At 64.0% G+C, this 22,535-nt stretch carries 19 protein-coding genes and 1 pseudogene; 7 read left to right on the forward strand and 13 right to left on the reverse strand.

Features of this window, described 5'->3' with window-relative positions:
• Window positions 1-7: 7 nt before the first annotated feature.
• Window positions 8-889, reverse strand: a complete 882-nt coding sequence (locus tag C2U47_RS05985) for a LysR family transcriptional regulator (RefSeq protein WP_043154822.1) — start codon at window positions 887-889, stop codon at window positions 8-10.
• 124 nt (window positions 890-1,013) lie between these two features.
• Here C2U47_RS05985 and C2U47_RS05990 point away from each other — a divergent pair, with 124 nt between their 5' ends.
• Window positions 1,014-1,451, forward strand: coding sequence for a PACE efflux transporter (locus tag C2U47_RS05990; RefSeq protein WP_039040541.1), 438 nt, complete (start codon window positions 1,014-1,016; stop codon window positions 1,449-1,451).
• A gap of 70 nt (window positions 1,452-1,521) precedes the next feature.
• Here C2U47_RS05990 and C2U47_RS05995 read toward each other — a convergent pair whose 3' ends face one another.
• Window positions 1,522-1,863 carry a hypothetical protein gene (locus C2U47_RS05995; RefSeq protein WP_010675652.1) on the reverse strand — a complete coding sequence of 114 codons (342 nt, stop codon included), beginning with the start codon at window positions 1,861-1,863 and terminating at the stop codon, window positions 1,522-1,524.
• Between the two features lie 183 nt (window positions 1,864-2,046).
• Here C2U47_RS05995 and cutA point away from each other — a divergent pair, with 183 nt between their 5' ends.
• From cutA to C2U47_RS06010, 3 genes are all read left to right on the forward strand, one after another.
• Entirely contained in the window at window positions 2,047-2,364 is a 318-nt protein-coding gene (cutA, locus tag C2U47_RS06000; protein ID WP_010675653.1) for a divalent-cation tolerance protein CutA, read from the forward strand.
• Window positions 2,361-4,139 (forward strand): protein-disulfide reductase DsbD, encoded by a 1,779-nt coding sequence (locus C2U47_RS06005; protein ID WP_043154825.1) that lies wholly within the window; start codon window positions 2,361-2,363, stop codon window positions 4,137-4,139. The genes cutA and C2U47_RS06005 overlap by 4 nt, the downstream gene beginning before the upstream one ends.
• Window positions 4,140-4,263: 124 nt before the next feature.
• Window positions 4,264-4,689 carry a hypothetical protein gene (locus C2U47_RS06010; protein ID WP_039040544.1) on the forward strand — a complete coding sequence of 142 codons (426 nt, stop codon included), beginning with the start codon at window positions 4,264-4,266 and terminating at the stop codon, window positions 4,687-4,689.
• Between the two features lie 18 nt (window positions 4,690-4,707).
• Here C2U47_RS06010 and C2U47_RS06015 read toward each other — a convergent pair whose 3' ends face one another.
• The 9 genes and pseudogenes from C2U47_RS06015 to C2U47_RS06055 all read right to left on the reverse strand — a co-directional run bounded on the left by C2U47_RS06015 (window position 4,708) and on the right by C2U47_RS06055 (window position 14,391).
• Window positions 4,708-6,009: an NAD(P)/FAD-dependent oxidoreductase gene (locus C2U47_RS06015; RefSeq protein ID WP_043154827.1), complete on the reverse strand. Its 1,302-nt coding sequence runs from the start codon at window positions 6,007-6,009 to the stop codon at window positions 4,708-4,710.
• A gap of 153 nt (window positions 6,010-6,162) precedes the next feature.
• A complete protein-coding gene (fbaA, locus tag C2U47_RS06020) occupies window positions 6,163-7,242 on the reverse strand; it encodes a class II fructose-bisphosphate aldolase (RefSeq protein ID WP_010675658.1) in 1,080 nt (359 codons plus the stop codon).
• Window positions 7,243-7,357: 115 nt separating this feature from the next.
• Complete coding sequence (locus C2U47_RS06025) at window positions 7,358-8,521, reverse strand: phosphoglycerate kinase (RefSeq protein ID WP_043154829.1); 1,164 nt, start codon at window positions 8,519-8,521, stop codon at window positions 7,358-7,360.
• A 66-nt stretch (window positions 8,522-8,587) separates the two neighbouring features.
• The gene (gene epd, locus C2U47_RS06030; RefSeq protein WP_041211676.1) at window positions 8,588-9,598 is read right to left on the reverse strand and encodes an erythrose-4-phosphate dehydrogenase; all 1,011 of its coding nucleotides are present in this window, start codon (window positions 9,596-9,598) and stop codon (window positions 8,588-8,590) included.
• Window positions 9,599-9,648: 50 nt separating this feature from the next.
• Window positions 9,649-10,578, reverse strand: a complete 930-nt coding sequence (locus C2U47_RS06035) for an ROK family protein (RefSeq protein WP_043154831.1) — start codon at window positions 10,576-10,578, stop codon at window positions 9,649-9,651.
• Between the two features lie 151 nt (window positions 10,579-10,729).
• On the reverse strand, window positions 10,730-11,797 hold the full coding sequence (hemE, locus tag C2U47_RS06040) for a uroporphyrinogen decarboxylase (protein ID WP_043154833.1): 1,068 nt from the start codon (window positions 11,795-11,797) through the stop codon (window positions 10,730-10,732).
• Between the two features lie 139 nt (window positions 11,798-11,936).
• Window positions 11,937-12,716, reverse strand: coding sequence for an NAD(+) diphosphatase (gene nudC, locus C2U47_RS06045; RefSeq protein WP_043154835.1), 780 nt, complete (start codon window positions 12,714-12,716; stop codon window positions 11,937-11,939).
• A 165-nt stretch (window positions 12,717-12,881) separates the two neighbouring features.
• Window positions 12,882-13,486, reverse strand: a pseudogene (locus tag C2U47_RS06050) (TIGR04211 family SH3 domain-containing protein).
• A 152-nt stretch (window positions 13,487-13,638) separates the two neighbouring features.
• Window positions 13,639-14,391 (reverse strand): potassium channel family protein, encoded by a 753-nt coding sequence (locus tag C2U47_RS06055; RefSeq protein WP_029314808.1) that lies wholly within the window; start codon window positions 14,389-14,391, stop codon window positions 13,639-13,641.
• 100 nt (window positions 14,392-14,491) lie between these two features.
• Here C2U47_RS06055 and C2U47_RS06060 point away from each other — a divergent pair, with 100 nt between their 5' ends.
• From C2U47_RS06060 to glnE, 3 genes are all read left to right on the forward strand, one after another.
• On the forward strand, window positions 14,492-15,742 hold the full coding sequence (locus C2U47_RS06060; RefSeq protein ID WP_010675666.1) for a methyl-accepting chemotaxis protein: 1,251 nt from the start codon (window positions 14,492-14,494) through the stop codon (window positions 15,740-15,742).
• 140 nt (window positions 15,743-15,882) lie between these two features.
• Window positions 15,883-16,323, forward strand: a complete 441-nt coding sequence (locus C2U47_RS06065; protein ID WP_010675667.1) for a GNAT family N-acetyltransferase — start codon at window positions 15,883-15,885, stop codon at window positions 16,321-16,323.
• A 135-nt stretch (window positions 16,324-16,458) separates the two neighbouring features.
• Entirely contained in the window at window positions 16,459-19,329 is a 2,871-nt protein-coding gene (glnE, locus tag C2U47_RS06070) for a bifunctional [glutamate--ammonia ligase]-adenylyl-L-tyrosine phosphorylase/[glutamate--ammonia-ligase] adenylyltransferase (protein ID WP_043154838.1), read from the forward strand.
• Window positions 19,330-19,388: 59 nt separating this feature from the next.
• Here glnE and C2U47_RS06075 read toward each other — a convergent pair whose 3' ends face one another.
• Both C2U47_RS06075 and C2U47_RS06080 read right to left on the reverse strand, forming a co-directional pair.
• Window positions 19,389-20,123 (reverse strand): SDR family oxidoreductase, encoded by a 735-nt coding sequence (locus tag C2U47_RS06075; protein WP_043154840.1) that lies wholly within the window; start codon window positions 20,121-20,123, stop codon window positions 19,389-19,391.
• Between the two features lie 139 nt (window positions 20,124-20,262).
• Window positions 20,263-22,419 (reverse strand): AsmA family protein, encoded by a 2,157-nt coding sequence (locus tag C2U47_RS06080; protein WP_043154842.1) that lies wholly within the window; start codon window positions 22,417-22,419, stop codon window positions 20,263-20,265.
• Between the last annotated feature and the right edge of the window lie 116 nt (window positions 22,420-22,535).

The following is a 22,535-nucleotide window of genomic DNA, read 5'->3' on the forward strand; positions in this document are numbered from 1 at the left end:
ATCCCCCCTAGCGAGGCACCCGCGCCAGCAGTGCCTCCTGCAACCAGCGCCCCGCCTGCCCGAGCGGGCGGGCGCGATACCACTGCAACTCCAGCGCCAGTTCCGCCTCGGCGATGAAGTCCGGCTTGAGCACCACCAGCTCCCCCCGCGCCAGGGGCCGGTGCAGCAGAAACTCGGGCACCGCCGCCCATCCCAGCCCCAGTTTCACCAGCTCCAAGATCCCGAGATCCCCCTCCACCCACCACACTTGCGCCGAGAGGCGGAAGCGATGGCGCTCCGTCCCCTCCCGCCGTCCGGTCACCATCAACTGGCGAGCCCCTTGCAGGTCGCTCTCCTTCAACGGCGTCTTGTGGGCCAGGGGGTGATCCGGAGAGACCACCAGGGGCATGGTGACCGTCCCCAGGGAGCGGGAGACCAGCTCCCGCTCGGGGTGCGCCTTCTGATAGCTGATGCCGAGCTGGGCACGGCCGCTCTTGAGCAGCTCGGTCACGTCCTCCATCAGCGGGAACAACAGCTCCAGCTCCACCGCCGGGTAACGGTTGGCGAACTCCTCCAGCAGGGAGCCAAGCCAGGGCAGGTGGGAGTCATCGTCGATAGCCAGGGTGAGGCGCGACTCGACGCCGTTGGCCAGCTCGCCGGCAATGGCCTGCAGTCGCTCGCTCTGGGCCAGCAGCACCCCTGCCTCCTGACAGATGCGGGCACCCGCCTCGGTCAGCACGGGATAGCGGCCGCTGCGATCGAACAACGCAAGGCCGAGATCGATCTCCAGGTTGGCGATGGCAGCACTCACCACCGACTGGGCCTTGCCCAGCCTGCGCGCAGCCGCCGAGAACGACCCGGTCTCGGCCGTCGCCAGCAATGCCTTGAAGTGTTCCAGTGAAGGGGTCATGAGCCTGCTCCGCCGTGCTGTTGTGTCGTCACATCTATCTATTTTAGCGATAGATACCAACGTGAATCTATCCGGTTTTGGCGATACATTGCCGCCATTCCCTGACCAAAGAGAGAGACAGACCATGCGTACGACCCGTGACCGCCTGCGCCACGCCATCGGCTTCGAATTGATTGGCCTGCTGATCGCCGCCCCGCTGGCCAGCTGGGTGACCGGCGTCGGGCTCAACCACATGGGCCCCCTGGCCCTGTTCTTCTCGGTGGTCGCCACCGTCTGGAACTATGTCTACAACATCGGGGTGGACAAGCTGCTGCTGCGCTATCAGGGCCACACCCACAAGGCGCTGTGGCAGCGGGTGCTGCACACCCTGGGGTTCGAGGGGGGCCTGCTGATCGTGGCTCTGCCGGTGATGTCCTGGTGGCTCGACATCGGCCTGCTGGAGGCGCTGGTGCTGGATATGGGCTTCGTGCTCTTCTACCTGGTCTATGCCTTCGTCTACAACTGGAGTTACGACAAGGTGTTCCCCATTCCCATGGGACAGGTGCAGAAGGCACTGGGATAAGCGATTCGAGGGGTAAGGGCGAGGCACCATCATGCGATGGCATGATGGTGCTGAAGAGGGCCTCGCGGGGTCAGGCCTGTGCCTTGACCTCTTCCGGCGGGGTATCGTCCTGCCTGGTTTCCTGGCGCATCATGGCTTCGAGGTCGCTCTGGTACTGGTTCAGCATGCGCTGGGCCGCCACCATGTCCCCCTTGTGCAGGCGCTCGAACAGATGATGCTGCACCACGCCGTTGAGGTACTCCACCGTGATGGGTTGCTCCAACGCCGACAACAGCTCCTCTTTTTCCAGCTCCGCATTGATCTCGTCGACACTGGTACGCAGCAGACCGGCCAGTTGCACCAGCATGCGGCGCTCCCCTTCACGCAACAGGCTCAACATGCGGTTTCTCTGCTGCTCATTCTGTTGGGTCATACATTTCCTTACGTAGAATTGGAACAAGCCCGCTCATTCTGCCCTGTCCTTTTCACAGCGTCCATCTCGGGCGCATGACTTATTCCGGGTGCGGGGGGCCGGGTGCTATTTGCCCCCCGGCCCGGTATAGTAACGGCTGATCCAGGGGGCCCGTGCGCCCCATTGCCGAGACCGTCCATCCCTATGACCGACGCCATTCTGGTGCTCTGCACCTGCCCCGACGAGACCAGTGCAGACCGCCTCTGCGAGCAGCTGCTCGACCAGCGCCTCGCCGCCTGCATCAACCAGCTGCCCGGGGTCACCTCCGTCTATCGCTGGCAGGGCAAGACGGAGCGAACCCGGGAGATCCAGCTCGTCATCAAGAGTCGGGCCGCTCTGTTCGAACCCCTGCGCCAGTGCATTCTCGCCCACCATCCCTACGAGGTACCGGAGATCCTGGCGCTCCCGGCAAGCCAGGGCCACCCTGCCTATCTCGACTGGTTGACACAGGAGACCTCATGACCGCCTCTCGCCCCCTCCCTTTCCTGCTGATGCTGCTGGGCCTGCTCTGCGTCCTGACGACGGCCCCCGCCCGGGCCAGCAGCCAGGATCTGCTCGGCAGCCTCGGCATCGAGACCCAGCCCCGATTCCTCAAGGTGGATCAGGCCTTCGCCCTCGAGAGCGAACAACAGGGTGATCGGCTGCTGCTCCGGATACGCATCGCCGACGGCTACTACCTCTATCGCCACAGCATCCGTGTGAAGGGAGAGAACCTCGCCTTCGACGAGCCCGTCCTACCCCCCGGCACCGAGCACGAGGATGACTTCTTCGGCAAGAGCCGGGTCTATTACCAGGAGGTGCAGATCCCCGTGGCGCTGACCCGGGTCGGGGACGCGGCCAGCCTCACCCTGAGTTACCAGGGCTGCACCGAGGGACTCTGCTACCCACCCACCGACAAGCGGATCGCCGTCGAGCCCCTCGCCGCCCCCGCCCGGGCGGAAGCGGCGGCCAGCCTTCAGGGCACCGACGGGCCGGGCAGCCAGCAGGACAGGCTGGCGGCCGCCCTCGGCAGCCAGGGGTTCTGGATCAGCGTCGCCGCCTTCTTCGCCCTGGGTCTCGGCCTCGCCTTCACCCCCTGCGTCTTCCCCATGTATCCCATCCTGACCGGGATCATCGCCGGGGCCGGGCATCGCCTCTCCACCCGTCGCGCCTTCCTGCTCTCCTTTGTCTATGTGCAGGGGATGGCGGTCACCTATACCCTGCTCGGGCTCGTCGTCGCCTCGGCGGGCCTGCAATTCCAGGCGGCCCTGCAGCACCCCTATGTGCTCATCGGCCTCTCGGTGATGTTCGTGCTGCTCGCCCTCTCCATGTTCGGGCTCTACACCCTGCAACTGCCGAGCAGCCTGCAAACCCGTCTCTCGGGCTTCTCCAACCGCCAGCAGGGCGGATCCGTGGCCGGCGTCGCCATCATGGGCATGATCTCGGGACTGGTCTGCTCCCCCTGCACCACGGCGCCGCTCTCCGGGGCCCTCATCTACGTGGCCCAGAGTGGCGACCTCTGGCTCGGCGGTGCGGCCCTCTATGCCCTCTCCCTGGGCATGGGGCTGCCGCTGCTCTTGCTCGGCACCTCTGGCGGCAAGCTGCTGCCCAGGGCCGGCGCCTGGATGGATGTGATAAAGCAACTCTTCGGTTTTGCGCTGCTGGCGGTGCCCATCCTGCTGCTCTCAAGGCTCCTGAGCGACCTCGTCGCCACCCTGCTCTGGCTCGGCTGGGGGCTGGTGCTGTGCGGTTATCTCTATCACCACAACCAGCATCGCGCCCATTCGGTGGGCAAGAGCCTCGGCGGCTTCGTCCTGCTGCTGGCGATGATGGGCCTTGTGGTGGTGGGCAAGGATCTGCTGCTGCCACCCGAGGGGGCCAATGCCGCCGCCCAGACCCAGGCCCCCCGCTTCATTCGCATCAAGACCCTGGACGATCTCAAGGTGCAGCTCGCCGCCGCCCGCGGCAAGCCGGTGCTGCTGGATCTCTACGCCGACTGGTGCGTGGCCTGCAAGGAGTTCGAGCACAAGACCTTCAGCGACCCCGATGTGCAGGCGCGCTTCAGCGAGATGGTGCTGCTGCAGGCGGACGTCACCGCCAACGACGACGCCGACGTGGATCTGCTCAACGGCCTCAACGTGCTGGGATTGCCGACCCTCCTCTTCTTCGATCGCGATGGCAACGAGGTGAACGGCCAGCGGGTGACCGGCTTCATGGGGCCTGTCGAATTTCTCGGCCAGCTGGACAAGCTGCGCTGATACCGGGTGGCCCGTGCAACCGTGTGGGCCCCCGGTTTGACCGCCATTTTTCCGGCAATCCCTTGTATATGACCGACGCCGTGGCAGAATTTGCCCTTTCCCGTCTCGTTCGTCCGGAGTTTTGATGAAAAAGTGGTTCATCCCCCTGCTGGCCCTCTGGCTTTATGGCTGCAACGCAGGTCCCGGTGAAGAGACCATCCAGAGCCAGGTCACCGCCAGGTTGCAGGCGGGCACAGATGCTGACCTGTTCGACATCCGCGACTTCGCCGTGCTCGGCAAGGAGGAGCGGATGGAGGGGGTCTATCTGGTCAAGGTGAGCTACCAGCTCCACTTCAAGCAGGGACTGGATCAGTTGCAGGTGCTGCACGACGAGGATCTCGTCTATGACAGGGTCGGCCCCTTCCAGCAGGAGATGGGGCTGATGGAGCTCGAGCGCAAATATGGCGACTTCGAGGCAGGCCAGGCCCTGGCGCAGGAGACCCAGGTCTGGATGATGAAGACGGAGCAGGGCTGGCGCCTGGCCGAGCCAGACGCGACGCAGCAGGGATAATCCCGAGCCCCCCTCCCCCTAGAGCAGATCCTTCAGCCGATACCAGAGCATCCCGAGCGCCAGCAACGGAGAGCGCAACGCCGGGCCACCCGGGAAGGTCATGTGAGGGACGCGGCTGAAGAGATCGAAGCCCCGGCTCTCCCCCTTGATCGCCTCCGCCACCAGCTTGCCCGCCATGTGGGTGGCATTGAGGCCATGGCCCGAATAGGCCTGGGCATAGAAGACGTTGGGATGCTGCTCGAGGCGGCCTATCTGGGGCAGCCGGTTGGCGCCTATGCCTATCATGCCCCCCCACTGGAACTCGATGGCGGTACCCGCGAGCTCGGGGAAGACCCGCAGCAGCTTGGGCAGCATGAAGGCCTTGATGTCGCGGGGGTCACGGCCCGAGTAGTTGCAGGCCCCGCCAAACAGCAGGCGACCGTCCGCCGACAGCCGATAGTAGTCGAGCGCCACGTTCTGATCGCACACCGCCATGTTCTGTGGCAGCAAGCGCTGGCGCAGGCGCTTTTCCAGCACCTGGGTGGCGAGAATGTAGGAGCCCGCTGGCAGCACCTTGCCCCCGAGATCGGGCTGGAGGTCGCCCAGGTAAGCGTTGCAGCCGATCACCAGGTAGTCCGCGCTGACCCGGCCGTGGGCCGTGGTCACCTCGACCCGCTCGCCGTAATCGATGTGGGTCACCCTTGAGTGTTCGAACAGGGAGACCCCGAGACTGGCTGCCGCACGCGCTTCGCCGAGGGCAAGGTTGAGAGGATGCAGGTGACCGGAGCCCATGTCGATCATCCCGCCGATATAGCGATCCGACCCGACCACGGTGTGCATCTCCTCCCGTGCCACCATTTTCAGTGCGGGCCGGTAACCCAGGCTCGCCAGGTGCTCGGCATCCTCCTCGAACCCCTTCAGGTGGCGCGCCTTGGTGGCGAGATCGCAATAGCCCCAGGTGAGATCGCACTCGATATTGAAGCGCTCGACCCGCTCGCGCACCAGCTGTACCGCTTCGATCCCCATGAGATCCAGCTCCCGCACGCCCGCCTCGCCAATCCAGCGGGCAAACTGGCTGGTATCGTGGCCGATGCCGCGGATCAGCTGGCCGCCGTTGCGCCCCGACGCTCCCCAGCCGATGCGGTTGGCCTCCAGCAGCACCACCTTGTAACCGGCATCGGCCAGATTGATGGCGGTGTTGAGGCCGGTGAAACCGCCACCAATGACGCAGACGTCCGCATCCAGCTCACCACTGAGCTCGGGCCACTGCCGATGGTCGTTGCGAGTGGCCGCGTAATAGGAGGCCGTGTGTTCCTGATGTCCCTGTCTTCCTGTCTGCATGCTCAGCATCCTGCCTGGTTGCATTCGTTTACTAAATTAAACGGGTGTCATCGATAATACCCAGCCCCCCATCCCCAATCCAGCCCGTCAGGATCACAGAAATGCAAAAGGCGCCCCGAAGGGCGCCTTTTCATGCAATCAAGGTGCTGCGAATTACAGTACGTCGATGGCATTCAGGTCGGAGAAGGCCTTCTCCAGACGCGCGATCATGGAAGTCTGACCGGCACGCAGCCATACGCGCGGATCGTAGAACTTCTTGTTCGGCTTGTCGGCACCTTCCGGGTTGCCCAGCTGGCCTTGCAGGTAGGCTTCGTTGGACTTGTAGAAGTTCAGCACGCCTTCCCAGGTCGCCCACTGGGTGTCGGTGTCGATGTTCATCTTCACCACGCCGTAGGAGATGGATTCGCGGATCTCTTCCAGGGTAGAGCCGGAGCCACCGTGGAACACGAAGTCCAGGGACTTGGCAGGCAGACCGAACTTCTCGGAGACGTACTTCTGGGAGTTGTCCAGGATCTTCGGAGTCAGCTTGACGTTACCCGGCTTGTATACACCGTGCACGTTGCCGAAGGAGGCAGCGATGGTGAAGCGCGGGCTGATCTTGGACAGACGCTCGTAGGCGTAGGCCACGTCTTCCGGCTGGGTGTACAGGGAGGATTGGTCCAGGTGGCTGTTGTCCACGCCGTCTTCTTCACCGCCGGTGCAGCCCAGTTCCAGCTCCAGAGTCATGTTCATCTTGGCCATGCGGGTCAGGTACTCGCAGCAGATGTCGATGTTCTCTTCCAGAGACTCTTCGGACAGATCCAGCATGTGGGAGGAGAACAGCGGCTTGCCGGTTTCGGCAAAGTGCTTCTCACCGGCGTCCAGCAGGCCGTCGATCCACGGCAGCAGCTTCTTGGCAGCGTGGTCGGTGTGCAGGATCACGGGAACACCGTAGGCTTCGGCAACGGCGTGCACGTGCTTGGCACCGGAGATGGCACCCAGGATGGCAGCTTGCTGGCCTTCCAGCTTCAGACCCTTGCCGGCGGTGAACACGGCACCACCGTTGGAGAACTGTACGATAACCGGGGCTTTGACCTTGGCGGCAGCTTCCAGCACGGCGTTCACGGAGTCGGTACCGACGCAGTTGACGGCCGGCAGAGCGAAGCCGTTTTCCTTGGCGATGGCGAACACTTTCTGAACGTCATCACCAGTGATCACGCCGGGTTTTACGAAGTCGAAAATTTTCTTAGACATGTTTAATCGTCCTGTCTCGTATGCCGTTAATAAAAAGTGGGGGGTTCATCATGAACCGGCACAGCGGCCACATGATAAACGAAACGGGAGGCTTTTGCCCCCCGTCCCGGGTCAATTAGGCTTTGGCGCGCTCTTCGAGAATCGCGACAGCCGGCAGTACCTTGCCTTCTACGAACTCCAGGAAGGCGCCGCCGCCGGTGGAGATGTAGGAGACCTTGTCGGCGATGCCGAACTTGTCGATGGCAGCCAGGGTGTCACCACCGCCAGCGATGGAGAAGGCCGGGGAAGCGGCGATGGCTTCGGCGATCACCTTGGTGCCTTCAGCGAACTGGTCGAACTCGAACACGCCGACCGGGCCGTTCCACAGGATGGTCTTGGCGTTCATGATGATGTCGGCCAGGGCCTTGGCGGAATCCGGACCGATGTCGAAGATCATGTCGCCGTCAGTCACGTCGGACACGGACTTGATGGTGGCCGTGGTGGATTCGGAGAACTCGGCACCCACAACCACGTCGGTGGTCACCGGAATGTTGGTTTCGGCAGCCAGTTTCTTGGCGGTGTCGATCAGATCGTGCTCGCACAGGGACTTGCCGACGTTGTGACCGGCAGCAGCGATGAAGGTGTTGGCGATGCCACCACCGACCACCAGCTGGTCAGCGATCTTGGAGAGGGATTCGAGTACGGTCAGCTTGGTGGAGACCTTGGAGCCGCCCACGATGGCAACCATGGGGCGCTCGGGCTTCAGCATGGCTTTGCCCAGGGCTTCCAGTTCACCGGCCAGCAGGGGGCCTGCACAGGCAACCGGCGCGAACTGGGCCACACCGTAGGTAGAACCTTCGGCGCGGTGAGCAGTACCGAACGCATCCATTACAAAGACGTCACACAGGGAGGCGTATTTTTTGGCCAGCTCTTCGGTGTTCTTCTTCTCGCCTTTGTTGAAGCGGCAGTTTTCCAGCACAACCAGCTCACCGGCGGCGACGTCTACGCCATCCAGGTAGTCTTTGGCCAGACGAACCGGGCAGGACAGTGCGTCTTTCAGATAGTTGACAACCGGAGCCAGGGAGAATTCTTCGTTGTATTCACCCTCGGTCGGACGACCCAGGTGGGAGGTGATCATCAGCTTGGCGCCCTTTTCCAGAGCCAGCTTGATGGTCGGCAGAGTCGCAACGATACGTGCATCGGAAGTGACCTTGCCGTCTTTTACCGGCACGTTCAGGTCAGCACGGATCAGAACGCGTTTGCCCGCCAGATCCAGGTCGGTCATCTTGATAACAGACATATTCAGTCCTCTATATATTTTCAGGTAATGTTAAAAAAACAGTAACCTTGCGCCCGGTGCAGACTTTCAGCCTGCGGCCATCATGGCCCGGGTGGTATCCAGCATGCGGTTGGCGAAGCCCCATTCGTTATCGCACCACATCAACATCTTGACGAGGTTGGCATCGCTGACCCGGGTCTGGGTACCATCAATGATGCAGGAGTGTGCATCATGATTAAAGTCTACGGAGACCAGTGGCTCTTCCGTGTAGTCCAGAATACCGTGTAATGTACCTCTGGATGCCCGTTGCAGGGCTTGATTTACGTCACTAACTGTCACTTTTTTACGAACAGTAATGCTCAGATCCATGGCGGTTACATTGATGGTCGGTACCCGTACCGCGATCGCCTCGAACTTGCCGGCAAAGTGGGGAAGGATACGTTCCAACCCCTTTGCCAGCTTGGTGTCCACCGGGATGATGGACTGGCTGGCTGCCCGGGTTCTGCGCAAGTCGCCGTGATAGGCATCGATGACTTGCTGATCGTGCATGGCCGAATGAATTGTCGTAATAGTACCACAATTTATCTCGAATTCTCGATGCAATGTTTCGATGACGGGGACCACGCAGTTGGTGGTGCAGGAGGCGTTGGAGACGATCCGCTCCCGCCCGGTCAGCACCTGGTGGTTGACCCCGTAGACGATGGTGGCGTCCACGTCCGCGTCCGCCGGATGGGAGAAGAGCACCTTGCCCGCTCCCGCCCCCAGATGCAGCTCGGCATCGGCCCGGGAGCCGAACACCCCGGTGCAGTCCAGCACCACGTCCACCCCCAGCGCCCGCCACGGCAAGTTCGACGGATCCCGCTCGGCAAACAGGGCGATGAGATCCTCCCCCACCTGCATGCTGTTGCCCGCCAGTTGCACCGGATAGCGGAAGCGACCGTGGCTGGTGTCGAAGCGGGTCAGGTGCACCATGGCCTCGGGGGCCGCCAGCTCGTTGATGGCCACTATCTTGATAGTCTTGTCGCGGCCGCTCTCGTAGAGGGCCCGCAGCACGTTGCGGCCGATGCGGCCATAGCCGTTGATGGCAATCTTGATCATGGAAACGTTGTGTCCTTAGCTGCGACAAAGGGATGGGAGGAAGGGGCGACTCACGAGAGCAGTGCCTCGCGAAAGACGCCGCGGGCCAGCAGTGCGGCACCGAATACCCCGGCGCTGTCCCCCAGGGCCGGCGCTATCATGGGGGTGGCGAAACGGGGGTTGAACAGGAAGGGCAATACCGTTTCGCGCCCGGCGCGATAGAGGCTCTGCACATTGCCCACGCCGCCACCGATGACGATGACGTCCGGATCGAGAATATTGATCACGTTGGCGAGGGCCTGGCCGAACAGCAGGTGCAACCTGTCCATGGTGAGCCTGGCGACGTGATCATGGGCACTGGCCGCAGCAATCTGGGCGAGCGAGAGACGGCGTTTGGTCCTGGCCTCGTACCAGGCCTCCAGCGCCGGGCCGCTGATGAGGGTTTCGACGCAGCCGCGCTTGCCGCAGTAGCACTCTGGCCCCTCCGGCAACAGGACGTTGTGCCCCCACTCCCCGGCGATGCCGTGGTGACCGTTGAGGATCTGGCCGTTGATGACGATGCCGGCCCCGACCCCGGTGCCCATGATGATGCCAAACACCACTTTTGCATCGGGATGCTGCTGGCGCACCGCCCCCAGATGGGTTTCCGCCAGGGCGAAACAGTTGGCGTCGTTGGCGATGAGCACGGGGACGCCCAGCCTGCGCTCCAGATCTTCCTTGAGCGGCTTGCCGTTGAACTCGGTGGTGTTGCTGTTTTTCAGCAGCCCGGTCTGGGGGTCCCGGGCCCCCGGCGTCCCCATGCCGATGAGTGCAGGACGCTGACCGAGTTTGGCGGCACACTCGTCCACCAGTTTGGCGATCTGGCCCAGCATGTGCTGGTAGCCGCCGTGCCGTTCAGTGGGAATGCGGTGGCGCAGCAACACCTCGTCGCCATCGAGCACCACGCACTCGCACTTGGTCCCGCCAAGGTCGATGCCCCAATCCCACGCCTGCTTCTCCATCCAGCCTCCTGCCCCTCAACGACCCCATCCCGGCCACGACTGCCAACATGGGGGTGCAGTGTAACCCGAGCCGCAACCAGGATGCAGCCCCCTGTGTCACGGACAGCAAAACGGGGCCCGCAGGCCCCGTTCATCACGCTGTTTGCCGCGCTCAGCGACCGTGGTACCGGGCGGAGAGCTCATGCACCGCGTTGACGAACACGCCGGCATGTTCCGGGTCCACATCCTGATGGATGCCGTGCCCCAGGTTGAAGACATGACCGTTGCCATGACCGAAACCGGCCAGAATGGTGGCGACCTCTTCGCGGATCCGCTCCGGGGTGGCGTAGAGCATGGAGGGGTCCATGTTGCCTTGCAGCGCCACCTTGTCGCCGACCCGGCGTTTGGCGTCCGCGATGTCGGTGGTCCAGTCCAGCCCCAGGGCATCACAGCCGGTGGCGGCGATCTGCTCCAGCCACTGGCCGCCGTTCTTGGTGAACAGGGTGACCGGCACACGGCGGCCCTCATGTTCACGGATCAGGCCATCGACGATCTTGTGCATGTACTGCAGGGAGAAGTCGCGGTAATCGCGCGGGGTGAGCACGCCGCCCCAGGTGTCGAATACCATGACCGCCTGGGCACCCGCCCTGATCTGGGCGTTGAGATAGCTAATCACGCTGTCCGCCAGCTTGTCGAGCAGCAGATGCAGGGTCTGCGGCTCTGCATACATCATCTTCTTGATCTTGGTGAAGGCCTTGGAGCTGCCCCCCTCCACCATGTAGGTGGCCAGGGTCCAGGGGCTGCCGGAGAAGCCGATAAGCGGCACGTCGCCCTTGAGCTCGCGGCGGATGGTGCGCACCGCATTCATCACGTAGCCGAGCTCGTCTTCCGGATCCGGGATGGGCAGGGCCTGCACGTCGGCCATGGAGGTGATCGGGCGCTCGAAGCGCGGGCCTTCCCCCTGTTCGAAGTAGAGGCCCAGCCCCATGGCATCGGGCACGGTCAGGATGTCGGAGAAGAGAATGGCGGCATCGAGTGGATAGCGGCGCAGGGGCTGCAAGGTGACTTCACAGGCCAGCTCGGCGTTGCGACACAGGGACATGAAATCCCCCGCAACGGCGCGGGTCGCCTTGTATTCCGGCAGATAACGGCCAGCCTGACGCATCATCCATACCGGGGTCATGTCCACTTCCTGGCGCAGCAGGGCACGCAGGTATCGATCGTTTTTCAGCTCTTTCATCCCAGTTCCTGAGTCATGTCACGCATAAAATGGCGGACATGATACCACTTTGTGCAAGGCTGAGGGCGCCCCTGACGCCGCACATCGCCGCAGGAGTGCAAAGATGTGAGGGGGCGCATACAAGCGCCCCTGTTTTCCCTCAACGCGCCTCGGCGAGGCACTGTTCGATGAGCCGGCGCGCTATGGTGCCATGAGGGGGCAAGCGCGGCAGCCGGTCAGCCTCAAAGAAGCCTGCCGCCACCAGTTCGTCATCCTGCACCCGGATCTCGCCGCTCTCGTAGTCGGCGGTGAAGCCCATCATCAGGCTGTGGGGGAAGGGCCAGGGCTGGCTCGCCACGTAACGCACATTGGTCACCCGGATGCCGCTCTCCTCGAACACCTCCCGCGCCACGCACTGCTCCAGATTCTCCCCCGCCTCCACGAAGCCGGCCAGCACGGTATACATGGGATCATCCGCCTGATAGTGACGGCGGTGGGCTGCCAGCAAGATGGCCGGCCCCTTGCGCACCGCGACGATGATGCAGGGGGAGATGCGCGGATAGACGACATGGCCGTGATGACACCCCTGGGCCCACTCCCCTTCCCTCGGGGTCATGGGGGCGCCGCACTCACCGCAGAAACGATGGGTACGGCGAAAAGTGGCGAGCTGCCAGGCCCGCCCTGCGAGGCGAAAGCCCTCTTCGTCCCCCGCCACCATGAGCTGGCGCAGCGGGGCCATGGCCCCGGTCTCCGCCTCGCCCCCCAGATCCAGCAGATGGCAAGGCAGGCCGTCCCACTCGTCGAAGCGCTCGAAGGGGGCGGTGTGCAGATGGGTGGGCAAAACGGCACGGGGCCCTTGTGGAATGCGCCCCTGTTCATCCAGCAGGACGAGGTGATCGCCCCCCAGCACGAACCAGAAGGCCTGTTCAGTTGATGACATATGATGAAGGCTCTTGTTGAGAATGCGCGCGGCACAGGATCGTTCGCCTCATCTTACGAGCGGGAAGGGCCGATGGCGACCCCCGACATGGCCCTCTTCTCGCCAGACACACCATGAAAAAAGGCCGCCTCTGGCGACCTTTCATCCTGTTGACCGCCCGGGCGATCAGTTCATCCAGCGCTCGCTGCTCTTGCGACGGCGCGGGAGCATGGGCAGGAGGATCCCGAGCAGGATGCCGCCCCCACCATGGCACCACCGCGGATGAACCAGTCCATCTGCATGTCGTGCTCACGGTTGTCATAGCTCTGGGTCAGGGCGTCGTTCTGTTCCTTGAGGCTGCTCATCTCGGCGCTCTGGCTGTCCAGACGGGCTTTGAGGCTGGCGATCTCCTTGCTCTGCTCGGCGATCTTGCCATCCTTCTCGGCGAAGCGTTTCTCGTTGTCGCCATTGAGGTTCAGCAGACGGGCCTTGGCTTCGTCCAGCTCTTTCTGAACCTGGGGAAGGCGTTCACGCAGGCTGATCTCCCCCTGCAGCTCGCTGTTCTTGATCCAGCCCTCGCGGCCACGACCGTCCACCACCTGGGTGAATCCGGCCTCCTGGTTCACCGCCTTGACCTCCAGCGGCTCACCGGCCTTGACGCTGCCGAGGATCCGGTACTGGGTACCCGGACCGTTGTGGATATAGGTAAAGATGTTGTCTGAAACATAGCGGGTATCGGCCAGTGCCTGTTGGGCACACAAGCAGATCAGGATCCCGAGAAGGGCGCGCATGGTCGATCGATTCTCTTCGTTGGATTAGGTTGCAGGCCGAATGTTAAGCCGCCTGCGGGTCAAAGGACAAGCAAAGAAAAGCGCCATCTCCCCGAGTGAGAGCTGTCTCGCAGCGCCGCCGGTTTGCCACGCGACCATTCCAGACGTCGTACCTACTTCTGTTTCAGCGCCTGTACCTCAGCGCGCAGGGCCTTGAGCTCTTTGAGCAGTTGCGCCTGCTGCTCGCTCTGCTGGCGTCGCCACACCGCGGTGTCGTCGTTGGTCTTGCCGGGATGGACGAACAGGCTGGCCATGAAGCCGCTGAGGGCGCCAAACAACCCCACTCCAAAGAGGATCAGCAGGCTGGCGACGAAGCGCCCCTCCTCCGTCTTGGGCACCAGATCCCCGTACCCCACGGTAGAGAGGGTCACCAGCGTCCACCAGAAGGCATCGTAAGGAGTCTGGATCTGGCTGCCGGGTTGCCCCGTTTCCAGCCAGTACATGACGCCGGAGCCGACCCCCAGCAACAGGAAGAAGAGGAAGAGAATGCCGGAGAGGGTGGTTTCGTTGCGTTCACGACGGAACATGGCCAGCAGATCCGGTCTGTCCCGGAGCAACTGGTAGACCCGCCACAGCTGGATGAGCCGCGCCCAACGTAGTTGTTCCACCATGGGCAGGCTGCCGGGCAGATAGAACCAGTTGCTCTTGAAGAAGGCCATCCTGTCGGAGGCGCGCGCCCAGCCATAGGCGAAGTGAGCGAGGAAGAAGTAGCAGATCAGGCTGTCGACATCATAAAAGAGCTGCAAAGTCTGGGGGCTCAGTTCACCGTGCCCCAGCCAGCGAGCAGCCACCAGGCAAACCGAAATCACGGAGAGAAACCCCATCAGCAGATCCATGGTACGCAAATGAGTTAAGTGATGTCGCATACATTTTCCAACTTTAAGCACGGTGCAAATTAATAAAAAGGAAGATAATGCCGATAGCTATGACGGCAAAGGAATAATGGACGTTGAAAGGAGAAAAATTATGCAGTTGAACCCGCTGGAGAGGCGCATGAGCAACATCCGACTGGTGCCCAAGGTGGTGCTGCTCATGGTGTTCAGCACCCTGCTGCTGCTGGCCAAACTCTGGTTCGATGCCAGCAACCTGGAAGCGACCCTGCTCAGCGAGGGCATTGATGCCGCCATGGCCAACACCATCGCCGATCGCCTGCTCTGGACCGGGCTGGTGGAGACGGCGCTCATGGGGGTCGTCTTCGTGGTGCTGCTGCTCACCGGCTCCCGCCTCATGGTCAAGCAGGTCCACTACCTGGTGGGGCTGCTGGAGCGTTTCGCCAACAAGGATCTCAGCCACAGCGTGCTGCTCAAGTCCCGGGACGAGTTCGGCGACATCGCCAAGGCGGTGGCCCACTCCCAGGAGAACCTCAAGGAGGTGTTCGGGACCCAGCGTGCCGCCTGCAAGGAGCTCAACGAGATCGCCTCCCAGGTGACTCTCTGCATGGATGAGGCGAACGAGGCCATCAACGAGGAGTTCACCCAGATTGAGCAGCTTGCCAGCGCCATGAGCCAGATGGTCGGTGCCATTCGAGAGGTGGCCAACCACGCGGAGCAGGCGTCCCACGCCACCGCCGAAACCAGCCAGCTGGCCGAGGAGGGCAGCCGCTGCGTGGCGGCTACCGTCAACACCATCGACACTCTCTCCGGCAACATCCAGCGCTCCTCCACCGTGGTCAACGAAGTGGAGCACGGGGTCGATCGCATCGGCTCCGTGGTGGACACCATCCGCAGCATCTCCGAGCAGACCAACCTGCTGGCCCTGAACGCCGCCATCGAGGCCGCCCGCGCCGGTGAAGCGGGTCGCGGTTTTGCCGTGGTCGCCTCCGAGGTGCGCGAACTCGCGAACCGTGCCCAGGCGGCCACCGTCGAGATCCAGAAGATGATCGAGCAGCTTCAGGGCAACGCCCGCCAGGCCGTCGGCCTGATGGCCGAGAGCGTGCAGCAGGCGGACAAGGGGGTGGAGCAGGTGACCCAGGCTGGTACCCAGCTCGACACCATAGTGCAGCGGGTGCAAGGAGTGGCCGACATGAACCGCCAGATCGCCGCCGCCTCCGAGCAGCAGAGCTCGGTCGCCGAGGAGATGAATGCCAACCTGGAGCAGGTCAAACAGGTGGTGGAAGGCTCCGTCGTGGTGCTGCGGGAGCTGAAAGATGCCTCCGAACTGGTGGAACACCACAGCCAGACGCTGGACAGCCATATCCAGGCCTTCAAGCTGGCCTGATGCTGGCCTGATGCTGGCCTGATGCTGGCCTGATGCTGGCGCCCATCGTCAAACCTTCAGGCTGGCCTGAGGTCGTGATTTGAGTACACTGGAAGGCCCCCTTAGGGGCCTTTCTTTTTTCATCACGGCAAGGAGCCAGGATGCAGACCACAGAACGTGCGCTTGAGATAAGCGACGACAAGGGGCGCCTCGACGTCCCGCTCATTCACCGTTTCCTCAGTGAAGAGGCCTACTGGTGCCTCGGCATTCCCCTCGCTACCCTGCAGCGGGCCATCAACCACTCCCTGTGCTTCGGAGCCTATCTCGACGGCCAGCAGGTCGCCTTCGCCCGGGTCATCACCGACAAGGCAACCTTCGGTTATCTCGCCGACGTCTTCGTGCTGCCCGAACATCGCGGGCGCGGTCACAGCAAGGCCCTGGTGGCAGCCATCCTCGCCCACCCGGAGCTGCAAGGGCTGCGCCGTCTCTCCCTCGCCACCTCCGATGCCCACGGCCTCTACGCCGGCTTCGGTTTTGTGCCGCCGAGAAGCCCCGGCAGCCTGATGGAAATCTACGACCCCGAGATCTACCGGCGTCCCTGAGCCCGGCCGATCGCCAGATCCGTCGCCGGATCACCTTCCGGGCAGCGGCGCTGTGACGCCAGCGCCCGGGAGTGCTAGATTGGCAGCCGGCATTTCACTCTCCCTGCAGACTCGTCAACCACAAGGATGGCAACCGTGGCCCAGCACTCTCCCTCTTTCTCCGCCTTCTCTCCCTTGTTGCAGGAGCAGGCCCTGCGCCACTGGCAGCGGCTGCTCGCCCTGGCGCCCCAGTATGACGCACTGCCCGAGCCCACCCGCCAGACCCTGCTGACCCTGCTCGGCCTCTCCGACTTTGTCGCCGACTCCCTTATCAAGCAGCCGGGGCTGCTGGCCGAGACCCTGGCATCGGACGCACTGACCCGGGCCGAGCGCTGGCCCGCCTATGAACCTGAGCTCGCAGCCCTGCTCGCCGAGGTCGCGGACGAGGAGGCGCTCAAGCGCATCCTGCGTCAGTTCCGCCGCAGCCGCATGCTGGTGATCGCCTGGCGCGAGCTGCTCGGGGAGTCCGAGGTCGAAGAGAGCTTCATCCATCTCACCAAGCTGGCGGATGCCCTCATCTGTGGAGCCCGCGACTGGCTCTACGCCAAACAGTGCAGCGAGCTGGGCACCCCCATGGACGGCGATGGCAACCCCCAGCCGCTGCTCATCCTCGGGATGGGCAAGCTCGGCGGCGGCGAGCTCAACTTCTCCTCGGACATCGACCTTATCTTCACCTTCCCCGAGAACGGCTACACCGTTGGCGGGCGGCGGGAGCTCGCCAACCAGCAGTTCTTCATCAAGCTGGGGCAGCGTCTCATCAACGCCCTCCACCAGCCCACCCAGGATGGTCAGGTGTTCCGGGTCGACATGCGGCTGCGCCCCTTTGGCGATGCGGGGCCGCTCGCCATCTCCTTCGCCGCTATGGAGGACTACTACCAGCATCACGGCCGCAACTGGGAGCGCTACGCCATGGTCAAGGCGCGGGTGCTGGGCCCCCAGTGTGAACACGCCACGGCCCTGACCGAACTGCTGCGCCCCTTCGTGTTCCGCCGCTACATCGACTTCGGCGTCATCGACGGCCTGCGCCAGATGAAGGCGATGATCGCCGCCGAGGTGCGCCGCAAAGGACTGGAGGGCAACATCAAGCTGGGGGCCGGGGGCATTCGCGAGGTGGAGTTTATCGCCCAGGCGCTGCAACTCATCCGTGGCGGGCGCGAGCCCGCCCTGCGGGTACGCCACCTGCCCGAGGCGCTGGCCGCCATCGCCCAGGGGGGCGCCCTGGAGGGGAGCCAGTGCGAACGCCTGCTCACCGCCTATCGCTTCCTGCGCCGGGTGGAAAACATCTTGCAGGAGATCGGCGATCAGCAGACCCAGACTCTGCCCACCGAGGATCGGGATCGCCAGCGGCTCATCGCCACCCTCGGCTTTACCGACTGGGACGCCTTCATGGCCCACCTCGATGAGGAGATGGCCGCCGTCCATCAGGAGTTCGTCGCCGTGGTGGGGGAAGAGAAGGAGGCCCCCGCCCACCTGGAACAGCTCTGGCTCGATCTCTGGCGCACCGAGCTCGATGCCGCCGAGCTGGAAAAACTGCTGACCACGCAGGGAGTGGTGGAGCCCGCCCCCCTCGGCGCCGCCCTGCTGCGTTTCAAGGAGGAGTACAAGCGCCGTCAGGTGGGGCCCCAGGGGCGTATCGCCCTGGACTGGCTGATGCCGGAGCTGCTGCGGCTGGTGGTGGCGAGCCGCGAGCCCGCCCGCCTGTTCGAGCGGGTCTGCACCCTGCTGACTCGCATCTTCACCCGCAGCGCCTATCTGCAACTGCTGGCGGAAAACCCCGCCGCCCTGCGCCAGCTGGTACGCCTGTGTGACGAGAGCAACCTGGTGAGCGAGCAGCTGGCCCGCTACCCCATCCTGCTGGACGAGCTGCTGGATCCCCAGCACCTCTACCACCCCACCCCGCTGGATCAGTACAAGCCCCAGCTGCGCCAGTTCCTGCTGCGCATCCCCGAGGAGGATGTGGAGCAGCAGATGGAGGCGCTGCGCCAGTTCAAGCAGGTGCAGCTCCTGCGCATCGTCGCCGCCGACATCGCCGGCGCCCTGCCGCTGATGAAGGTGAGCGACCACCTCACCTGGCTGGCGGAGGCGATCACTGAGGAGGTGGTCAATCAGGCGTGGGCCCAGATGAGCGAACGCTACGGGGTGCCGCCCGAGGTGGCGGTGAGCGGCCAGCGCGGCTTTGCGGTGGTGGCCTACGGCAAGCTGGGGGGCATCGAACTCGGCTACGGCTCGGATCTCGATCTGGTGTTCCTGCACGGCGGCGACCCCAACAGTTACACCGATGGCCGCAAGCCCATCGACAGCCGCCAGTTTTACCTGCGCCTGGCCCAGCGGATCCTGCATCTGTTCAGCACCCGCACTCCGTCCGGCATCCTCTACGAGATCGACATGCGGCTGCGCCCCTCCGGCGACTCAGGCCTGCTGGTCTCATCGCTGTCGGCCTATGAGCAGTACCAGCAGCAGGAAGCCTGGACCTGGGAGCATCAGGCCCTGGTGCGAGCCCGTCCCATCTATGGCGATGATACCGTGGTCGCCGAATTTGCCCGCATCCGCCGCGACGTGCTGGCCAAGGAGCGGGATCTGCCCACCCTGGCCCGCGAAGTGCGGGAGATGCGCCAGAAGATGCGGGATCACCTGCTCAAGGCGGGAGAGGGAGAGTTCGATCTCAAGCAGTCCCCCGGTGGCATGGTGGACATCGAGTTCATCGCCCAGTACCTGGTGCTGGCCCATGCCTGCGGTGAGCCGGACGCCCTCACCCGCTGGTCAGACAATGTGCGCATCTTCGATGAGTGCGTGATGGCGGGGGTACTCACACTGGAGCAGGCAGAGGGGCTCAAGCAGGCCTATCTGGAGATCCGCAACCTCGGCCATCGCCTCAATCTCTCGGAGATCTCCCGCAAGGTGGGGGACGATCAGTTGCCGCGAGAGCGGGGCCATGTGCTGGCGGTCTGGCAACAGCTGCTGGGATAATAAGCAGAAGGGGCGCCATGGCGCCCCTTCTCGTTGACGAGAGGCTTGTTGAAGATGACCTAGCGCCCACCTGCCACATCAATGAAGGTGCCGGTGGCATAGGAGGCCTCGTCCGACAGCAGCCAGGCGATGGCGGTCGCCACCTCACGGGGTTCGCCGCCCCGTTGCAGCGGAATGGCCCCCTTGATCCTGTCCACCCGGCCGGGCTCGCCGCCGTCGGCATGCATGTCGGTGTAGATGAAACCCGGACGCACCCCGTTGACCCGGATCCCCTGGGCCGCCAGCTCCAGCGACAAGCCTCTGGTCAGCACGTCGACTGCCCCCTTGGCGGCGGCATAATCCACGTACTCCCCGGGGGAGCCCAGCCGGGCAGCGGCCGAAGAGACGTTGACGATGGCGCCCCCTGCCGTCATGCGGCGCACTGCCTCGCGGCAGCAGAGAAAGCAGCTGGTGACATTGGTGGTCAGAGTCTGGTTGATGCGCTCTGCGCTCATCTCCAGCACCCGCATCTGGGGCTGCAACCTGCCGGCGTTGTTCACCAGGTGGGTAACGGGGCCGAGCCTCGCGTCCATCTCCTCGAACAGGCGCACCACCTCGGCCTCCACGCTGACATCGGCCTGCACCGCGATGCACTCGACCGGATGGGTGGCCAGGATCTCGGCCACCACCGCCTCGGCGGACGCCCTGTCCTGACGATAGTTGAGACAGAGATGGTAACCCTGCGCCGCCAGATAGCGGGCTGTCGCGGCCCCGATACCTCTGCCACCGCCGGTGATCAGCACCCGTTTGTTCATGAACCCTCCTGGTTCCCGGTTTCGAAGACTATTTCGCATAGTACCTCATGTTGCCGACCACACCTCGTCCCGTAACGCCCGGCACCACAGCAAAGAGCCCGCACGGGGCGGGCTCTTGATGACAACAACGGGAGGGTGGCTATTTGAACAGGCCCTTGAGCAGCTGGTCCGCCACCCCCTTCACCCCTTCGTTGTCGGCCTTGTCACCCAGCAGCTTCTTGAGACCGCGCTCGGCCTCCTTGCGGGCCTTCTCCTCCAGCACCTTGTTGTTGCTGAGCAGTGCCTTCACGTCGAGCTTGTAGCTCGGCGCCTGCCAGTGGCCGCCGATGCGCACCGGTATGGTGATGTCCTTGAGCTCGTCCACCGTCTTGCCCCCCTGTCCCTTGCTGCTCTCCACCACGGAGGTGAGGAACAGGAAGTCGAGGGTCTCCGGCACCAAGGCGGTCTGGCCCTGCCCCTTCACCCGCAGGGCGGGGGCAAAGAGCTGGATGTCGTCGCTCCTGGCAATCCCGTCGGCAATCTGGAAGCTGGCGGTGAGGGCGCTGAAATCGGTCTTGCGCACCTCCTTCACCTGATCCGCTCCCTTGCCGGTCAGGGTGGCCCGCGCCTCGCGGATCATCTCCGCCAGGTTGATGCCGTGCAGGGCACCGTCGCTCAACTTGAGGTTCACCTTGCCCTGCATCCGGCTGCGCAGCGCCTGCTCGGAAAGACCGCTACCCTGCACCTCCACCTCCAGATCCCCCTTGCCTTCCAGCAGGTCGGTCTGGGCCAGGGTCTGCAGCAGGGGCCGCACTTCGACTCCCTGCACCCGCTTATGCACCTGATAGCGGGCCGGCTGCTGACGGGCATCAAGCACGCCGCTGGCGGTCACCTGGCCGCCGGCCACCCCGGCGCTGAACTGCTTGAGGGTGAGCTGGCCACCGGCCAGGGCCAGTTGCAGATCGACGGCGCTCAGATCCAGCCCCTTGAGGCGCAGGCTGCCCAGTTGCAGTCGGCCAGCCAGGTCCACCGACTTGAGGGCGGTAAGATCCGGTTCGGCCGTGGAGAGCGCCCTGTTGGCGGGCACGGCGGTCTGTGTCGGCGTTCCGGCCGGTGCAGCCGCTCCCGAGGTGGCGGCCACAGGTGCAGCCTTGGCCGGTTGACCGAGCCAGCCGTCGAGATCCAGCTTCTCCCCCTTGAGGTCAAAGTCCACTTTGGGAACGGCCCCCAGACGAACGGCGCCGCTGCCGCTCAGCAGAGCATCATCCACCCCCATCACCAGGTTGCTGAGGGTGACGGCCTGCTTGTCCAGCTCGGCGCGGGCAAAGCCAGCGAGTTTGAGCTGCATCTGCGGGCGCGGCAGGGCATCGCCGCTCAGCTTGGCGGCCAGCACGGCATCCGACAGCTCCAGCAGTTGCCGGTTTTCATCGAGGCGCGCCTTGAGGGTCCCCTCCAGCGTACCGGCCAGGGTCGGCTTGTCCGCCGCCCCCTGTGCCCCGCTGAGGCTAAGGCTCAGACTGCTCCACTCCCCCAATGCCAGCCGATCGGCCTTGAGGGAGAAAGCATCCAGCCGCTGGGTCGGCTGGTTCAGGCTGCCGCTGAGATTGAGATCCTTAAGCTCGCTCTTCATGGCCTCCCGGGCCGGTTTGAGCTGGGCCTGACCCTTGAGATCAAAGGCCAGATCCCCCTGTGCCCCCTTGGCCGCCAGGGTCACCGGTACCCACTCCCCCGGGGTCAACTGCCCCAGATCGAGATCCAGCCTGTCGAGCCGGGAGACGGTACCGCTGCGGTCGTCCCGCACCAGGGCGCTGGCATCCACCAGCGCGATGCCTTGCAGGCTGATCTGCCAGGGCTGTTTGTCACTGGCGGCTGGGGGCGTCGTTGCGGCGGGCTCGGAGGTCGCCTCCCCCTTGGGGTCGGCGGAGGCCTGGAGTAGATCCCTCAGGTTGGAGCTGCCGTCAGCCCTGGTCTGGATAAACAGATGAGCGCCGCTCAGGGTCACCTTGCCGATCTCAAGTCGGTGGGAGAGCAGCGGCAGCAAGCCTACCGAGGCCTCACCCTGCTCGAATCGCACCAGGTCGGGCTCGGCAAAGCCGGCGGGGTTGCGTAGCGCCACCTTCTCGAGGGAGAGGCCGAGGCTCGGCCAGAAACGCCAGCCGATATCCCCTTGTATCACCAGCTCGCGGCCGGTGCTCTTGCGCACCTGCTCCGCCAGCTGGGGCTTGAACTGGTTGGGATCGATGAGAGACACCAGGGCGGCGATGGCCACCACGGCCGCCAGCGCCAACCCCAGCAGGATGTAGATGATCTTCTTCACGATGGACTCCTTGAATGCGGATCTTGTGGCTGACTATACCACCGGGGGGATGACAGATGGGGCCCGTCTGCCAAAACGGGCCAGCGGCGAGACAGGGATGGTCGCAGCTAGTGCAG

The sequence above is a fragment of the Aeromonas sp. ASNIH7 genome, from assembly GCF_002903485.1.
GTDB lineage: Bacteria > Pseudomonadota > Gammaproteobacteria > Enterobacterales > Aeromonadaceae > Aeromonas > Aeromonas caviae.

What these genes read in the sequence shown, in the direction of transcription:
- C2U47_RS05985 (WP_043154822.1), bottom strand. Translation starts at nt 889, where the DNA reads ATGACCCCTTCACTGGAACACTTCAAGGCATTGCTGGCGACGGCCGAG.
- C2U47_RS05990 (WP_039040541.1), top strand. Translation starts at nt 1,014, where the DNA reads ATGCGTACGACCCGTGACCGCCTGCGCCACGCCATCGGCTTCGAATTG.
- C2U47_RS05995 (WP_010675652.1), bottom strand. Translation starts at nt 1,863, where the DNA reads ATGACCCAACAGAATGAGCAGCAGAGAAACCGCATGTTGAGCCTGTTG.
- cutA (WP_010675653.1), top strand. Translation starts at nt 2,047, where the DNA reads ATGACCGACGCCATTCTGGTGCTCTGCACCTGCCCCGACGAGACCAGT.
- C2U47_RS06005 (WP_043154825.1), top strand. Translation starts at nt 2,361, where the DNA reads ATGACCGCCTCTCGCCCCCTCCCTTTCCTGCTGATGCTGCTGGGCCTG.
- C2U47_RS06010 (WP_039040544.1), top strand. Translation starts at nt 4,264, where the DNA reads ATGAAAAAGTGGTTCATCCCCCTGCTGGCCCTCTGGCTTTATGGCTGC.
- C2U47_RS06015 (WP_043154827.1), bottom strand. Translation starts at nt 6,009, where the DNA reads ATGCAGACAGGAAGACAGGGACATCAGGAACACACGGCCTCCTATTAC.
- fbaA (WP_010675658.1), bottom strand. Translation starts at nt 7,242, where the DNA reads ATGTCTAAGAAAATTTTCGACTTCGTAAAACCCGGCGTGATCACTGGT.
- C2U47_RS06025 (WP_043154829.1), bottom strand. Translation starts at nt 8,521, where the DNA reads ATGTCTGTTATCAAGATGACCGACCTGGATCTGGCGGGCAAACGCGTT.
- epd (WP_041211676.1), bottom strand. Translation starts at nt 9,598, where the DNA reads ATGATCAAGATTGCCATCAACGGCTATGGCCGCATCGGCCGCAACGTG.
- C2U47_RS06035 (WP_043154831.1), bottom strand. Translation starts at nt 10,578, where the DNA reads ATGGAGAAGCAGGCGTGGGATTGGGGCATCGACCTTGGCGGGACCAAG.
- hemE (WP_043154833.1), bottom strand. Translation starts at nt 11,797, where the DNA reads ATGAAAGAGCTGAAAAACGATCGATACCTGCGTGCCCTGCTGCGCCAG.
- nudC (WP_043154835.1), bottom strand. Translation starts at nt 12,716, where the DNA reads ATGTCATCAACTGAACAGGCCTTCTGGTTCGTGCTGGGGGGCGATCAC.
- C2U47_RS06055 (WP_029314808.1), bottom strand. Translation starts at nt 14,391, where the DNA reads ATGCGACATCACTTAACTCATTTGCGTACCATGGATCTGCTGATGGGG.
- C2U47_RS06060 (WP_010675666.1), top strand. Translation starts at nt 14,492, where the DNA reads ATGCAGTTGAACCCGCTGGAGAGGCGCATGAGCAACATCCGACTGGTG.
- C2U47_RS06065 (WP_010675667.1), top strand. Translation starts at nt 15,883, where the DNA reads ATGCAGACCACAGAACGTGCGCTTGAGATAAGCGACGACAAGGGGCGC.
- C2U47_RS06075 (WP_043154840.1), bottom strand. Translation starts at nt 20,123, where the DNA reads ATGAACAAACGGGTGCTGATCACCGGCGGTGGCAGAGGTATCGGGGCC.